Raw genomic sequence first — 14450 nt, forward strand, 5'->3', positions numbered from 1 at the left:
CGACCTGTCCACGGTCAGCTAGAGGATGCCTGCTCCACATGCGTGATAACGGCGGCGGGCAGACGCAAAGTCAAGCGCTGCGCGTCGATCGAGAGCGTTCCGCCCAGTTCGATCGCGAGGTTGCGAGCGAGGCGCAGGGCAAATCCGGTGCCCAGAAGCGGTGCGCCCTCGACCTCGGCGACGACTTCGGCATCGATTGACATCAACGCCTCGTTCCCGAACGCAGCGAGCGTCTTGGGCCGATCGAAGGTCAGGATCGCGTGCGTATCCGCGATCAGGCGTGCCGCGATCCCGATCGTCTCGCCCGAACCGCCCGACGCGACCAATGTCGCCATGACCCGGCCGACGAGACGTTCGACCGCGCGCTCGTCCCCGGCGATGGCGAGATCGTGCGGTTCGCAATCGATCGTCAGCCTGGTGCCCCGGAGCGTGGCGAGCGGCGCGAGATCCGATGCAACCTGTCGCAGGAGATCGCCAACGGGGACGCTATCGGCGCGAAGATCGAGTGCATCCGATTCGAGCCGCGCCGCCATGTCGATATCCTCGATCGCGGTCAGCAGATCGGCGGTCTGGCGGCGGATCGTCGCGGCCTGATCGCGATACCCCTGCGGGACCGGGCCGAGCAATTGAGTCTCGATCATCTCGGCAAAGCCCGCGATCGCGTTGGTCGGGGTGCGCAGTTCGTGAACCAGATGCCGAAGCGATTCAGCGGCCGGCTTCCGATCGGCGCGGGACGGTGTCGCACTTTCGTCCATGCGCGGGCGGCGTGCCGTGCCACGATAGCCGGTGAAGCGCCCGCTCGCCGGTTCGAACACGGGGACGCCGGAGATACGCCATTCGCCCGCGGCGTCCGATCGCCCCTCGACGAGCAGGCGGGCATCGGAAAACCCCGTCCGGCGGCGGAAAGCGCCTGCCGCCACTCCATCGACCCGCGAGTCGCCGGGATGCGTCGCGAAATCCAGCGACGTGCCGATTAACGCGGCGCGGGTCGCGCCTTCGATCCAGCGCACGATACCCTGTGGGTCGGTCTCGAACCGGAAGGCGAGCGATTGCGACGAAAGTGCGTCGTTCGGATCCGACCGATCCTCGTTCGCGGCATGCGGCGCATGATCGTCGCGGTTGCGCTTATAGGCGTCGATCCGGGCAACGAGGTCCGCGATCTGGAACGGTCCGTCGCCGGTTTCCTCGACGGGTTGCGCCGGCTGCTCGGGTTCGACGGTGTCAGCTTGGCGAAGCGCCTCGGCAAAGACCGGCAGGTTACGCGCAATCGCGCCGACGGAGACGAAGGCCGTGTCCGAAGCAGCCTCGGTCTCAGGGGGCGTGACCGGCACGGCCTCGACCGCGGGCAGGGAGTCGGTCAGGATCAGCGGCGTTTCGGCCCCGGTCTCGATCATCGCCGGCAGGCGGAAATCCTGAGGGCCGAATACTTCCAGCGCCCGGACGACGTCCGCCGGAAGATCGCGCCGGTGGCGCAGGACGGAACGAGCGGCCGACGACATGCCCGGCAAGAGAGCGATCCATTCCTCCGTCTCCAGGCGCGCGGCGCGAAGCACGGGGGCGGCGATCGAGATATCCTCGTCGCAGAACAGTCTGACCAGCGCGGCGGGCGGATCGGCTTCGGCCAGCGCGCGCGCACTTGCGGCGCGGACCAGCGCCGGCACGTCGGACCGGATCGACTGCAGCCGGGCAATCGCGTCGGGCGTGGCCGGGGTCCGACGCCGTCCGATCAGATCCACCAATTGCCGCCATGTCGATTGCGCGCCGAACGGCGACGACATTTCTGCCGATAGGACCGTCTCGAGGCTGTCGTCGAAGCGCAAATCACTTTCCTTGGTTCGAAAGCACCGATCGCCTTCGTAACGATTCCTTAACCTGACCCGCCAAGTGCGCAAACCCGGAGATTTTGGGACGTTGCAATGTGGGACAATTGCGTTCACCCGTAATTATATTATAGCGCATCGCGAAAGGCCGATCGTAAAATCGCGCCGTCGGGGAGCATTGCGTAATGGCGTTTGATCAGATCGACAGACAGATTCTGACGTTTCTTCAGGAAGATGGTCGAATGACCAATGTCGATCTGGCGGAACGTGTCGGCCTGACCGCGCCGCCGTGCCTGCGCCGCGTACGGGCGCTGGAAGATGCGGGCGCCATCCGCGGGTATCATGCGGAACTGGATCCCGCCGCGCTCGGCTATCCGATCACCGTATTCGCGATGGTCAGTCTGCGCAGCCAGGCGGAACACGATCTTGCAGCGTTCGAGAATCATGTCGCCGCGATTCCTGAGATCAGGGAATGTCATATGCTGAATGGCGAGATCGACTTCATCCTGAAGATCGTCGCGGCGGACCTGAAGAGTTTCCAGGACATATTGACGACCCACCTGACGCCTGCGCCCAACGTCGCGAGCGTCAAGACGTCGCTGACGATCCGGACGGCGAAGGCACTGCCCGGCATTCCGGTGCGAATGGAATAAAAAAGCGGGCCGGTGCGGATGGATTAAAAAAGGGGGCGACATCGCTGCCGCCCCCCTTCTCGTTTCTCTGGCCTCGGATCAGGCGGTCGGAGCGCCGGGGGCGTCCGCCCACGTCGTCCACAACTGCGCGATCTGGGCGCGCAGGCCGTTCTTGACCAATGCGAACGCGGCCTTGGCCGACGCCTTGTCGCCCGACTGGAGATAGGCGATGCCGAGATGGGTGTTCACCTCATCGACGTTCACCTTGTCGCCACCCTTGGCGAGCGCGAGCTTATACATCTCGATCGCCTTGGGATAATTGTTGTTGCCGAGGTAGAAGTCGCCGGTACCCGCGGCGGAGAGACCGTTCGGCGATGCCGCAGCAGTCTTTTCCTGAGCGGCGGCCGAGCCTTCCTTCGCGAGCTGAGACGCGGCGTCTGCCGAGATGCGAGCGACGTTGGCGTTGGTCGCGGCGAGCTTGCCGCTGGCCTTGCCGTCCTTGATCACCGACTGGCTTTCCGTCGCGACGCCGATTTCGACGGCAAGATCGGCATATTCCAGATATTCCTGCTCACCCGCGAGCGATCCCGTAGCACGCAAGAGGCGGAACAGATCGACGCGTTCGCGCTTGGTGATCAGCTTCTGATTGGCGCCCTGGAAACCGAACACGAAGATCGCGGTGTGCCAGTTCTTCTGCGTGGGATAGGCATACAGCCAGTCACGCGTCCAACGCTGCGTCGCGGCGACATCGGTCGTCTTCTGCAGCGCGGTGATCGTGTACTTGTAGAGATCCTCGTCCGGCTTCCGGCCCGCAGCCTTTTCGGCGGCGACCATCGCTTCCAGATCGGCGGCTCCGCCCGACGGATCCCCGTTCAGGATCTTCGCGCGGGCAAGCTGCAGCGGCAGGTTCGGCGTCGTGTAGCCGAGTTCCTTGGCGCGCTGATAGCCGGCGAGCGCCGCCGGATATTGCTTGGCATTGTACGAGATATTGGCGCGCATATAGGTGAAGCGGCCGAGCTCGGTCTTGGGCGTCGACGGGTTGGCGATCAGCGCATCGATCATCGGAGTGAGCGGCGCATCCGTGCTCGTCGGTCCGAGCTTGTTCGCTTCGAGCTGGAGACGAAGGACCTGGCCGAAATAGCGCTCGTCATCGGTCTTTGCGGCGGCCTCTACAGCGGCGATGTTCGTTTCCGCGGTGGCGAAGTCCTTGGCCGTCAGCGCGGCCTGCGCCGCGACGACCGAATTGCGGATTTCGGGGCTGACCTTGGGTCCTGCCGGCGCCTCTTCCTTCTTCTTCGCCTCGGCGGGCATCACGACGGCGATGCTGCTGGTCGTGGCGATCAATGCGGCGGCAAAAGCGGCGCGGGGCAATGTTTTCCGGGTGTTCACGAAGCAACTCTCCTGCTGGGGCGGCGCCGACGCGCCGTTTCCGAACGATTTCGCTGTAGCCACCGGCGGGGCCGGGTCAAGCGACGCGAGGCCGCAGATGACGAAAGGCGCCTGAACAACGATTGAATGCGCGCGCGGCTCCGTCGCGACGGCGCTTTGACCGCAGGGGTGCGGATCGCTAACGCGCCGCGCATGATCGCCACGCTCTCCCCCGCCAAGACGCTCGACTATGAAACGCCTGTTCCGGAGGTGAAGCCGAGCGCGCCGCGCTTCGCGGACGATGCGGAGAAACTCGCCCGGTCGGCGGCGAACCTCAGCCAAAAGCGGCTGTCCGAACTGATGAGCATTTCGAAGCCGCTGGCGAAACTGAATGCCGATCGTTTCGCGGGGTTCATGGAGCAGGAGCAGCGGCCGGCGCTGTATGCCTTTGCAGGCGACGTCTATACCGGACTGGAGGCGAAGACGCTGGACGATGCGGCGGTGACGTTCGCGCAGGGGCATGTGCGGATGCTTTCCGGCCTATACGGGCTGCTGCGTCCGCTGGACGCGATGCGGCCATACCGGCTGGAAATGGGCACGCGCTGGGCACCGCGACGCAAGAGCCTGTACGAGTATTGGGACGGCCGAATCGCCGATCTGCTGGCGGACGATCTGGAAGAGGAGGGATCGGGCGTTGTGCTGAATCTCGCGAGCCAGGAATATTGGCATGCGGTGGACGGTAAGCTGCCCGCTGGCGTCCGGGTGATCGAGGTGGACTTCCGCGAGCCCGGCCCGAAAGGCCCGCGCTTCGTGAGCTTCAACGCGAAGCGCGCGCGCGGGATGATGGCTCGGTTCCTGTGCGAACATCATATCGACGATGTCGAGGGGATGAAGGGCTTCGACAGCGACGGATATGCCTTCGATCCCGCCGAAAGCAGCGAGAATCGCTGGCGGTTCATGCGCTCGTGAGCGGCTCGGCCGTCATCATCGGCGCATCGGGCGGGATCGGCGCGGCGCTGGAAGCGGCGTTGATCGAGGAAGAGGCGTTCGACGTCGTCCACGGCTTTGCGCGGTCGAGGTCCAGATCGCAGCACATCGATCTGGAAGACGAAACGACGATCGCCGCAGCGGCTGAAACCGTCGCGAAGGGCCCGCCCCCCAGCCTCGTCATCATCGCAACCGGGCTGTTGCACGACGGCGATCGCGGCCCGGAAAAGTCGATGCGCGAACTGGATGCCGAATGGCTGGCGCGGAATTATGCAATCAACACGATCGGTCCCGCATTGATCGCGAAGCATTTCCTGCCGCTCGGGCAGAAAGGCGTGAAATCCACCTTCGCCGCACTGTCCGCGCGCGTGGGCAGCATATCCGACAACAAGATGGGCGGCTGGTACGGATATCGCGCATCGAAGGCGGCGCTGAACATGATGATCCGGTCGCTGGCGATCGAGGAGAAGCGGCGCAACGACCGCAGCATCGTCGTCGCGCTGCATCCGGGCACGGTCGACACGACGCTGTCCAAACCGTTTCAGGGCAATGTGCAGCCCGGCCGGCTGTTCGAGACGGGGCGCGCGGCGGTGCAGTTGCTGGACGTGATCGACGGGCTGAAGGTCACCGACAGCGGCAGGATCTTCGCCTGGGACGGGGCCGAGATCCCCGCCTGACGCGGTACCGTTCGGCCCGCTCCCGCGATGGGACGGCCGCCCCTCTCGCGTACGCACGCGCGGGTGCGTGCAGGCGGGCGCGCAGGGTTGGCATAGGGTGACGGCTCGGCTAAAGCCGTCACGATACTGAAACCAACCCCGAAAGCCCTGAAATTTGACCGACGAGACCATCCTCGCCGACCCTTCCGATATCTCCCCCATCTCGATCGTGGACGAGATGCGGTCGAGCTATCTCGACTATGCGATGAGCGTGATCGTTTCGCGCGCGTTGCCCGACGTCCGCGACGGCCTGAAGCCCGTGCATCGACGCATCCTGTTCGCCAGCCAGGAGGGCGGTTTCGTCCCCGGCCGGCCGTATCGCAAATGCGCGAAGATCGTCGGCGACGTGATGGGCAATTACCATCCGCACGGCGACAGCTCGATCTACATGGCGCTCGCCCGCCTCGCGCAGGATTGGGCGATGCGCGTCATGTTGATGGACGGCCAGGGGAATTTCGGATCGATGGATCCGGATATGCCGGCATCGATGCGCTATACCGAGGCGCGGCTGACCAAGGCTGCGATGGCGCTGCTGAGCGACATCGACAAGGATACCGTTGATTTCGCGCCGAACTATGACGGGTCGCGCGAAGAGCCGACCGTCCTGCCCGCGCGCTTCCCGAACATTCTGGTCAACGGCGCCGGCGGCATCGCGGTCGGCATGGCGACGAACATTCCGCCGCACAATCTTGGCGAAGTGGTCGATGCGTGCCTGGCCTATGTCGACCGGTCGCTGGAGGGCGGCGAACCGCTGACGATCGACGAGTTGATGGAGATCGTGCCCGGTCCGGATTTCCCGACCGGCGGCATCATCCTGGGCCGGGCGGGCTGCAAGGCCGCTTATACCGAGGGTCGCGGATCGATCATCGTGCGGTCGCGCCACACGATCGAGGAAGCGCGGGGCGACCGCCGGTCGATCGTGCTGACCGAAATTCCGTACCAGAGCGGCAAGAATGCCTTGGTGGAGAAGATCGCCGAGGCCGCGAAAGACAAGCGCATCGAGGGCGTCAGCGATATTCGCGACGAATCGAACCGCTTCGGCGTGCGGATCGTCATTGACCTGAAGCGCGACGCGACGGCCGACGTCGTGTTGAACCAATTGTGGCGGCACACGCCGGCGCAGGGGTCCTTCCCGGCCAACATGCTGGCGATCCGCGGGGGCCGGCCCGAAACGCTGAACCTGCGCGACATCATCGAAGCGTTCGTCAAGTTCCGCGAGGAAGTGATCACGCGGCGGTCGAAGTTCGAACTCGCCAAGGCACGCGAGCGGGCGCATTTGTTGCTCGGCCTGGTGATCGCCGTCACCAATCTGGACGAAGTGGTGAAGATGATCCGCGGATCCTCCAGCCCCGCCGCCGCGCGCCAGAAGCTGCTCGAGAAATCGTGGCCGATCGCGGAAATCGCGCCGTATATCCGGCTGGTCGAGGCGGTCGAGGACAAGCAGGAAGGCGACGTCTATCGCCTGTCCGAGGCTCAGGTCCGCGCGATCCTGGACCTGCGTCTGCACCGCCTGACCGCGCTCGGCCGCGACGAGATCGGCAACGAGTTGCAGGGTCTGGCCGATCTCGATCACCGAATTGCTCGAAATTCTGGCGAACCGGGCGAAGCTGTATGCGGTAATGCGCGAGGAACTCGCGGCGGTACGAGCCGAATTCGCTACACCGCGCAAGACCGAGATCGCAGCCGCTGCCGACGGGATCGACGATGAGGATCTGATCGAGCGCGAGGAGATGGTCGTTACCGTCACCCTGCAAGGCTATATCAAGCGGACGACGCTCGATACGTTCCGGGCGCAGGCGCGCGGCGGCAAGGGCCGCGCGGGCATGGCGACGAAGGACGAGGACGCCGTCACCAACCTGTTCGTTACCAGCACGCACACGCCGGTGCTGTTCTTCTCCAACCACGGCAAGGTGTACCGCATGAAGGTATGGCGCCTGCCCGAGGGCGGCGCCGCGACGCGCGGACGGCCGATGATCAACCTGTTGCCGCTGGCGGCGGACGAGAAGATCACGACCGTGCTGCCATTGCCCGAGAATGAGGACGATTGGGGCAAGCTGCACGTCATGTTCGCGACCGCGAAGGGCAGCGTGCGCCGCAATTCGATGGACGCGTTCACCAACGTTCCGTCGAACGGCAAGATCGCGATGAAGTTCGAAGGCGAGGATGCCGACGACCGGCTGATCGGCGTGGCGGTGCTGGACGAAGGCGACGACGTTCTGCTGGCCACACGCGGCGGCAAGGCGATCCGTTTCGCCGCGACCGACGTGCGCGAATTCCAGAGCCGCAATTCGACCGGCGTGCGCGGCATGACGTTGAAGGCCGGCGACGAGGTGATCTCGCTGTCGATCCTGCACCGCGTGAATGCCGATCCGCAGCAGCGCGAGAATTACCTGAAATACGCACCATGGAAGGCCGAACGCGAAGGCGCGCCGGACGATCAGGCGTTGTTCGACGAAATGGTGAAGAGCGAGCAGTTCATCCTGACGGTGTGCACCAACGGATACGGCAAATTGTCGAGCGCCTATGACTATCGCCGCACCAATCGCGGTGGTCAGGGCATTACGAACATCGACAATATCGCGCGCAACGGACAGGTCGTGGCCAGCTTCGCGGCGGCCAAGGGGCATCAGTTGATGCTGGTGACCGATCAGGCGAAGTTGATCCGCACGACGCTGGGCAGCCTGCGCGTCATCAGCCGCAATTCGGCGGGCGTAAAGCTGTTCGACGTCGGCAAGAACGAGCATGTCGTGTCGGCTGCGCGGATCGAGGAAACCGAAGGCGAAGCGGAGGACGTGCGGGGGATCGAGGATCTGCCCGAGATCGCGCCGAACGACGATGCCAATACGGCGGACGACAGCGCCGCCGGTCCGGAGGACGGCGTATGAGCGAATTGCCGATGACCGCGTACAAGGTGCTGACGGGCGAGCAGATGGCGGAACTGGAGACGTCGGGCCGGTTCGCGGGCGCGCCGGTCGATCTGGCCGATGGGTACATCCATCTGTCGACTTGCGACCAGCTGGCCGAGACGATCGACAAGCACTTCTCAGGACAGGATAATCTGCACGTTGCCGCGGTCGATCTGGGTGCGTTCGGCGATATCCGATGGGAGGAATCGCGCGGTGGACAGTTGTTTCCGCACATCTATGGCAGCGATCTTCTGCTGGAGACGGTGATCGCCTATGGACCGTTGGAACGGTTGGCCGACGGGCAGGTGAAGTTGCCGGTTGCGGGCTAGCGCACTCTTCCGCGCCGAAACGACGAAAGTATCGATCGCGACGGCTGTCCGGTTTTGGCGCGGCGGTTCATGCGGCGATAGCTTTCGTGATCGTCTTCGCTGCTTTGCCCGGAGCATGAACACATAAGGCGACCCGCCCCAACCGTTCGTCCTGAGCCTGTCGAAGGGCGGGTCGTGGCGGACAGGCGCTTCGACAGGCTCAGCACGAACGGTTCGTATCGAGGGCGGTGCGAGCGACAGCGGGCTTCCGGACCGGCGCCTTTACGGCAAGCGCAATCGTTTTTGTTCGACGCCCGTCGTTCGGCCTAGGCGGCGGGCTATACCGTCCTATACGCTACTTTATGGATACCTTGGTCGGATTGATCGTCTTATTTCAGCAGCCCGCCCTGATACTTTCGTCCCAAATCGCATCAACCTCAGGTGTAGAGATCGACCACCTCGGCCCCCTCGCCTACGGCCTCCAGCAACAAGGTGCGGTGGCAGTGGCAGGGATCGCGCTCGAAGCATAACAAGGCGCTCGGCATTTCGCGCGCGAGCTCCAGCATCTGCGCGGCCTGGACCTGCGCCTCCGGCAATTCGAGCTGATCGGCATAGACCGCCTTCAGCGTCGCGACGTCGCCCTTCTTCGCCGCATCCCTGCCCGGCTTGGGCGTCCCGAGCGCCTTGAGGTGGACATAGCCGATCCCGGCATCGAACAGGGACGCCGCGAGCGAGGATTTGGAGAAGCCGGGGCGGCGGGAGAGCGGCAGCGCGCGGACGTCGATCACGCGCTGGACGCCGGCGGTTTTGAGCGTGGCGAGGAAGTCGGCCATTGTTGTGGCTTCGTATCCGATCGTGAATATCTTCATCGTGCCGAGATGGGCCTGCGCGCATGGCCATGCAATCCGCGAACGACGCCGATCGCGATCAAGGCCTGCGCGGCGAAATAGGTCGGCCAGATCATGAGACCCGGCAGGGCGGAGCCGGCAAGCGCGCTGCCCTTCGCGAAGATCAGCAGGTCGGAGCCAATGAACAAGACGACGCCGGGGCCGACGAGCGGGAGCACGAAGCGGCTGGCCAGGGCGCCGCCGGCCATCGCGCCCAGCCCGAAGGCATAGACCGCAACGCCGAGATCGCGGGTCAGGAGGTAGCCCATGATCGCGACGATTAGTCCGATGCCGGTGGCCGTGCCGATCGACTTGCGGATCGAACCCCGGCGGCAGCGCAGGTAGAGGGTGATCGCGACGACATGTCCGACGAGGAATGCGAGCGCGCCCGGCACCGTGCCGGAGGTTTCCAGCAACACGTCGCCCAATGCGCCGAACGCGAGTGCGGCGGCGATCAGCCATCCGTCTCGATCCCGCGCCTGCGACCCCGCCCAGATCGCGAGAAGTGCGACGCCTGCGCCCTTCCACGCGACGATCATCGGGGCTGGCGGGAGATCCTTCACGAGCTGGAAGCCGATACCGGCAATCAGCGCGGCGGCAAGGATGAGGCGGTTCATAGTATCACGTTAGGCGGAACCGAAGTTCGGATCGAGCGCGGATTGCCATTGACAGAAACTCTGCACACTGTCATTTCTGTAATTACAGAATTGGAAGACCGATGAAACTGTACGACCATCCCGATGTGAAAGCCTTCGTCCTCCACTGGGGTGAGATGGGGACGCATTGGGGCGTCGCACGATCGGTCGCGCAGGTTCATGCGCTGTTGTATCTCAGCGATCGGCCGCTCCATGCGGAGGAGATTGTCGAGACGCTCGGGCTCGCGCGGTCGAACGTCTCGACTGCGCTGAAGGAGTTGCAGAATTATGCGATCGTTCGGCGCGTGCATGTTGAGGGCGACCGCCGCGATCATTTCACCGCGGAAACCGATCTGTGGGACATGCTGATGCGGATCGCCGCAGAGCGCAAACGCCGTGAGATCGATCCGACGATCGCGTTGCTGAACGAACTCGCCGGTCGGCTGGCGAAGGACGATACGGCGCCGGCGCATGTCCGCGAGCGGATCGGCCGGATGCATGAGTTCCTGTCGACGCTCGGCACTTGGTACGATCAGGTCCGCGTGCTGCCCAAGTCGACGCTGGTCACGCTGATGAAGCTGGGCGGCAGCGTCGCCCGGCTGATCCCAGGACGTAAGTCCAGCCCCAATGACTAGGAGTTCATCGAGATGGTTCTGCCGCCTTAGCCTTAGCCTTGGTCTGCCCGCTGCTTTGAACATGCAATCGGAACGAAGAGGTAAGGGACATGGGACCGCAGACTGTGACGACCTATCGGCGTCGGCTTGCGAAGGTGAAATGGCGCGATCTGATCGGGATGCGACCACGCGACGGACTGGTGGAATGCCTTCATCCGGTGCCGTGGCTGGCGGCGAGTTTTCTCCTTGCCGACCGACGGCTCTGGCCGCTTGCGGCGATCGCTTCCTTCATGTTCTTTCTTACCGCACTGCGGCTCAACCATGAGGCGATCCACGGCAATTTGGGCTTTCGCAAGTCTGGACATCGCCTTGTCCTGCACGGACTGAGTGCGCTGATGCTGGGATCGAATACTGCGGTCGCGTTCAATCATCTGCGCCACCACCGGCACTTGGGAACAACGGAGGATGTCGAGGGTGCGTGCGGGCGAATGACCCTATGGCAGGTTCTTCTCGAAGGGCCGTGCTTTCCGCTGCGCATGCACATGGAAGCCTGGCGCCATGGCGGCGCGAGCCTGCGACGGCGGATGACGATCGATCTGAGTTCCAATGTTATGCTGACCGGCGCCGCTTTGGCGACGATGGCCCCGGCCCTGCTCTATCATGTCGGTGCGATGATCGTGGCACAGTGCCTGACGGCACTATTCGCGGTGTGGATCACGCATCGAGAATGCACGGACGAAGAGATTGCCCGCACGCAGTCTTCCGCGGTTGTCAATTTCCTGACCTACAACATGTTCTTGCACCTCGAACATCATCTGTTCCCCGCAGTGCCGGTGCGGCGCCTTGGGATACTGGCGCGGCGCATCGCAGCCGCACAGCCGGAATTGGCGTCGAAGGCGCAGCAGGTCCTGCCACCTTTCAGGATTCCCGATGCGGTTGCTAGGATAGCGCGCCGCGCTTAGAGCCGCCGCATGACTTATGACATTCAGATTATCGGCGGCGGGCTGGCGGGATCGGAGGCGGCTTGGCAGTTGGCGGAAGCTGGCTTCCGCGTGAAGCTGTCGGAGATGCGTGGTTCGGGTGAGAAGACGCCGGCGCATCATACGGACGGGTTGGCGGAACTGGTCTGTTCGAACAGTTTCCGGTCGGACGATGCGACGAGCAACGCGGTCGGGCTGATCCATCAGGAGATGCGCACGCTGGGGTCGCTGATCCTGCGCGAGGGCGATATCCACAAGGTGCCGGCGGGATCCGCGCTGGCAGTGGACCGGGATGCGTTCTCGGAAGGGGTGACTGCAGCCATAATGGCGCATCCCAACATCACCGTCGTCCGCGAACGAGTCGATGTGATCCCGACCGACGGCCCCGTGATCATCGCCACCGGCCCGCTGACCGCGGCGCCGCTTGCTGCGAGCATCGGCGCGGCGACGGGGGCGGACGCGCTCGCTTTCTTCGACGCGATCGCGCCGATCGTCCATTTCGACAGCATCGACATGGACACCGCATGGTTCCAGTCGCGCTGGAACAAGGGCGAGGGCAAGGATTACATCAACTGCGCGATGGACAAGGAGACGTATCACACGTTCGTCCAGGCGCTGGTCGATGGCGAGAAGACCGAGTTCCGGGAGTGGGAAAAAGACACGCCCTATTTCGAAGGCTGTATGCCGATCGAGGTGATGGCGGAACGTGGGCCCGAAACATTGCGCTTCGGGCCGATGAAGGGTGTCGGACTGGACGATCCGCGGACCGGGCGCTGGCCCTATGCCGTCGTGCAGTTGCGGCAGGACAATGCCAGCGGGACGTTGTGGAACATCGTGGGCTTCCAGACCAAGCTGAAGCATGCCGAGCAGGTGCGGCTGTTCCGGACGATCCCCGGACTGGAGAATGCCGAGTTCGCGCGGTTGGGCGGGTTGCACCGGAATACGTTCATCAGGTCGCCCGAACTGCTCGACCCGACGCTGCGGCTGAAATCCATGCCAAACGTGCGGTTCGCGGGACAGATTACCGGGTGCGAGGGCTATATCGAAAGTGCGGCAATCGGGCTGATCGCGGGTCGCTTCGCCGCTGCGGAGTTGAAGGGCGAGACGCTGGCCCCGCCCCCGGTCGCGACCGCGCTGGGCGCGTTGCTGCACCACATTACGGGCGCGGCGGAGGCAGAGACGTATCAGCCGATGAACGTGAACTTCGGGCTGTTCCCACCGATCCCAGGCCGGACCAAGAAGGCCGATCGCAAGAAGATGTATACCGACCGCGCGCGCGAGGCGTTGGGGGAATGGCTGGCGGCTTAAGGCCCTACTGGCGGTTGGGCGGGTCGGTCAGCCGTCGTCCGATTCTGCTTTTGGGCGTCGCGGGCGGGCACGGCGTGTTGGGGCGTGGCGCGCGACGCTTCGGCGCAGTGGTGGCGAATTCGGCGGGGGTCATTGCGCCGGATTTATCCCGGTCCGCCTCGGCGAACTTCGTGCTGGTCTTGATCGCCCATTCCTCGAACGACAGTCTTCCGTCTCCGTTCGTGTCCAGCCGGGCGAAAGCCTTGGTGCGGGAGGCCAGATATTCCGCGCGACTTATCTGGGCGTTACGGTCCTTGTCATAGCGATTGAAGCGCTTCTCCTCGCGTGTCTTGGCCGTCGCCTCGGGAATGGTTTCGGGTAGCCCCTCCTCCGCCTCGCCGACGATCGCGGCGGGCGCCGGCGGCAATGGAGAGTCCGAACGCGCGGGGCTTTTGAAGACGAGGACGCCGGCCGCGATCAGCAACAACGCCGCCATGCCACCCACCAGATACCGCCACATGCCCGTCCCCTCGATCGTTCCGCCCATGGAACTAACGGATACCGGTGCGCGGGGGAAGCTAGCGTCCGGTCATCCTGTGCCACAGGAGCCGCGATACGCGACCCGGTGCGCCCCGCCGGATCGGCTGGCCGCGTGGAACCGCGAGATCGAGCCGCGCGAGATGCGCCATCGCCCCCAGACTGCGAGCGGTGCTGCTCCACCGTGTGCCGGCTGCAAGGTCGAGGCCGGTGCGAGCCAAGTCCGCCGCTCGCGTGGCGACGTCGGCCTCCTGCACATGGAGCGCGAGATCGGCCAGCGCCCACCCCCGCCCCGCCGGCGCGATCGGGTCCGTCGGCTGCGCACCGATCAGCGTCGCCGCCGCGCCGAACAGGATCGTGCCGCGCGTGGCATAGCGTTCCAGCGTGGCGTCGTCGGGCGTTTCGGGATCGAGCAGCACTTCCCACGCATCGATCAGCCCGGCGAGCCGTGCGCCGGTGACGCCATGCGGCAAGACCTCCGCCGCCAATGCGCGCAGCACGGGTTCGGCCGGCGCGCTGCCCTGATCCAGTTTCGTCAGAGCCTCATACCACCAGGTTAGCCGCATCTGGCCGATCACCGGCTCGGTCGTCGTTCGCAGGATGCGGGCGAGCGTACGGTCGAGCGCAAACAGCGCCGCGACGCCGGGCTGCGCCTTTGCCGGGGCGTAGGATAGCGCCAGTAGGCGTTCGGCATTGACGATGTCGGTCGGGTCGCTGAGTTCCATAGCGTTTTAATGGCTGCGGACACACGATTTGGAAACCATTCTGGCTGC

13 protein-coding genes and 1 pseudogene are annotated in these 14450 nt (G+C 64.6%); 8 read left to right on the forward strand and 6 right to left on the reverse strand.

Annotation, left to right across the window (positions count from 1 at the left end; translation table 11 throughout):
• Positions 1-14: 14 nt before the first annotated feature.
• Positions 15-1820 (reverse strand): sensor histidine kinase, encoded by a 1806-nt coding sequence (locus H5J25_RS09745; RefSeq protein ID WP_225883031.1) that lies wholly within the window; start codon positions 1818-1820, stop codon positions 15-17.
• A gap of 185 nt (positions 1821-2005) precedes the next feature.
• On the opposite strand from H5J25_RS09745, the gene H5J25_RS09750 reads away from it, so the two are divergent.
• A complete protein-coding gene (locus tag H5J25_RS09750) occupies positions 2006-2473 on the forward strand; it encodes an Lrp/AsnC family transcriptional regulator (protein ID WP_202090514.1) in 468 nt (155 codons plus the stop codon).
• A gap of 78 nt (positions 2474-2551) precedes the next feature.
• On the opposite strand, the gene H5J25_RS09755 is transcribed toward H5J25_RS09750, so the two are convergent.
• A complete protein-coding gene (locus H5J25_RS09755; RefSeq protein WP_202090516.1) occupies positions 2552-3841 on the reverse strand; it encodes a tetratricopeptide repeat protein in 1290 nt (429 codons plus the stop codon).
• Positions 3842-4033: 192 nt separating this feature from the next.
• Between H5J25_RS09755 and yaaA the strand changes: the two genes are divergently transcribed.
• The 4 genes and pseudogenes from yaaA to H5J25_RS09775 all read left to right on the forward strand — a co-directional run bounded on the left by yaaA (position 4034) and on the right by H5J25_RS09775 (position 8758).
• Entirely contained in the window at positions 4034-4789 is a 756-nt protein-coding gene (gene yaaA, locus H5J25_RS09760; RefSeq protein ID WP_202090518.1) for a peroxide stress protein YaaA, read from the forward strand.
• Positions 4786-5484, forward strand: a complete 699-nt coding sequence (locus H5J25_RS09765; RefSeq protein ID WP_202090520.1) for an SDR family NAD(P)-dependent oxidoreductase — start codon at positions 4786-4788, stop codon at positions 5482-5484. The genes yaaA and H5J25_RS09765 overlap by 4 nt, the downstream gene beginning before the upstream one ends.
• A 154-nt stretch (positions 5485-5638) precedes the next feature.
• Positions 5639-8408 (forward strand): annotated as a pseudogene (gene gyrA, locus H5J25_RS09770) (DNA gyrase subunit A).
• Positions 8405-8758 carry a DUF952 domain-containing protein gene (locus H5J25_RS09775; protein ID WP_202090522.1) on the forward strand — a complete coding sequence of 118 codons (354 nt, stop codon included), beginning with the start codon at positions 8405-8407 and terminating at the stop codon, positions 8756-8758. Before gyrA ends, H5J25_RS09775 begins: the two are co-directional and overlap by 4 nt.
• A 416-nt stretch (positions 8759-9174) precedes the next feature.
• Here H5J25_RS09775 and H5J25_RS09780 read toward each other — a convergent pair whose 3' ends face one another.
• Entirely contained in the window at positions 9175-9606 is a 432-nt protein-coding gene (locus tag H5J25_RS09780; RefSeq protein ID WP_202090524.1) for a DUF488 domain-containing protein, read from the reverse strand.
• Positions 9603-10241 carry a lysoplasmalogenase family protein gene (locus tag H5J25_RS09785; RefSeq protein WP_202090527.1) on the reverse strand — a complete coding sequence of 213 codons (639 nt, stop codon included), beginning with the start codon at positions 10239-10241 and terminating at the stop codon, positions 9603-9605. The genes H5J25_RS09780 and H5J25_RS09785 overlap by 4 nt, the downstream gene beginning before the upstream one ends.
• Positions 10242-10342: 101 nt before the next feature.
• Between H5J25_RS09785 and H5J25_RS09790 the strand changes: the two genes are divergently transcribed.
• From H5J25_RS09790 to trmFO, 3 genes are all read left to right on the forward strand, one after another.
• Positions 10343-10894 carry a GbsR/MarR family transcriptional regulator gene (locus tag H5J25_RS09790; RefSeq protein ID WP_202090528.1) on the forward strand — a complete coding sequence of 184 codons (552 nt, stop codon included), beginning with the start codon at positions 10343-10345 and terminating at the stop codon, positions 10892-10894.
• A gap of 197 nt (positions 10895-11091) precedes the next feature.
• Positions 11092-11835 carry a fatty acid desaturase gene (locus H5J25_RS09795; protein WP_202090530.1) on the forward strand — a complete coding sequence of 248 codons (744 nt, stop codon included), beginning with the start codon at positions 11092-11094 and terminating at the stop codon, positions 11833-11835.
• Positions 11836-11844: 9 nt separating this feature from the next.
• Entirely contained in the window at positions 11845-13161 is a 1317-nt protein-coding gene (trmFO, locus tag H5J25_RS09800; RefSeq protein ID WP_202090532.1) for a methylenetetrahydrofolate--tRNA-(uracil(54)-C(5))-methyltransferase (FADH(2)-oxidizing) TrmFO, read from the forward strand.
• Between the two features lie 4 nt (positions 13162-13165).
• Here the strand turns inward: trmFO and H5J25_RS09805 are convergent, their stop codons facing one another.
• Together H5J25_RS09805 and H5J25_RS09810 are read right to left on the reverse strand one after the other, a co-directional pair.
• On the reverse strand, positions 13166-13660 hold the full coding sequence (locus H5J25_RS09805) for an EF-hand domain-containing protein (RefSeq protein ID WP_202096278.1): 495 nt from the start codon (positions 13658-13660) through the stop codon (positions 13166-13168).
• A gap of 58 nt (positions 13661-13718) precedes the next feature.
• Positions 13719-14402: a squalene/phytoene synthase family protein gene (locus H5J25_RS09810; protein ID WP_202090534.1), complete on the reverse strand. Its 684-nt coding sequence runs from the start codon at positions 14400-14402 to the stop codon at positions 13719-13721.
• Between the last annotated feature and the right edge of the window lie 48 nt (positions 14403-14450).

Origin of the sequence: Sphingomonas aliaeris (assembly GCF_016743815.1) — a bacterium.
Taxonomy (GTDB): Bacteria; Pseudomonadota; Alphaproteobacteria; order Sphingomonadales; family Sphingomonadaceae; genus Sphingomonas; species Sphingomonas aliaeris.

Excerpts from the sequence above, each read along its gene's own strand:
- H5J25_RS09780 (WP_202090524.1), bottom strand. The coding sequence starts at position 9,606 with ATGAAGATATTCACGATCGGATACGAAGCCACAACAATGGCCGACTTC.
- H5J25_RS09790 (WP_202090528.1), top strand. The coding sequence starts at position 10,343 with ATGAAACTGTACGACCATCCCGATGTGAAAGCCTTCGTCCTCCACTGG.
- yaaA (WP_202090518.1), top strand. The coding sequence starts at position 4,034 with ATGATCGCCACGCTCTCCCCCGCCAAGACGCTCGACTATGAAACGCCT.
- H5J25_RS09775 (WP_202090522.1), top strand. The coding sequence starts at position 8,405 with ATGAGCGAATTGCCGATGACCGCGTACAAGGTGCTGACGGGCGAGCAG.
- trmFO (WP_202090532.1), top strand. The coding sequence starts at position 11,845 with ATGACTTATGACATTCAGATTATCGGCGGCGGGCTGGCGGGATCGGAG.
- H5J25_RS09785 (WP_202090527.1), bottom strand. The coding sequence starts at position 10,241 with ATGAACCGCCTCATCCTTGCCGCCGCGCTGATTGCCGGTATCGGCTTC.
- H5J25_RS09805 (WP_202096278.1), bottom strand. The coding sequence starts at position 13,660 with ATGTGGCGGTATCTGGTGGGTGGCATGGCGGCGTTGTTGCTGATCGCG.
- H5J25_RS09810 (WP_202090534.1), bottom strand. The coding sequence starts at position 14,402 with ATGGAACTCAGCGACCCGACCGACATCGTCAATGCCGAACGCCTACTG.
- H5J25_RS09750 (WP_202090514.1), top strand. The coding sequence starts at position 2,006 with ATGGCGTTTGATCAGATCGACAGACAGATTCTGACGTTTCTTCAGGAA.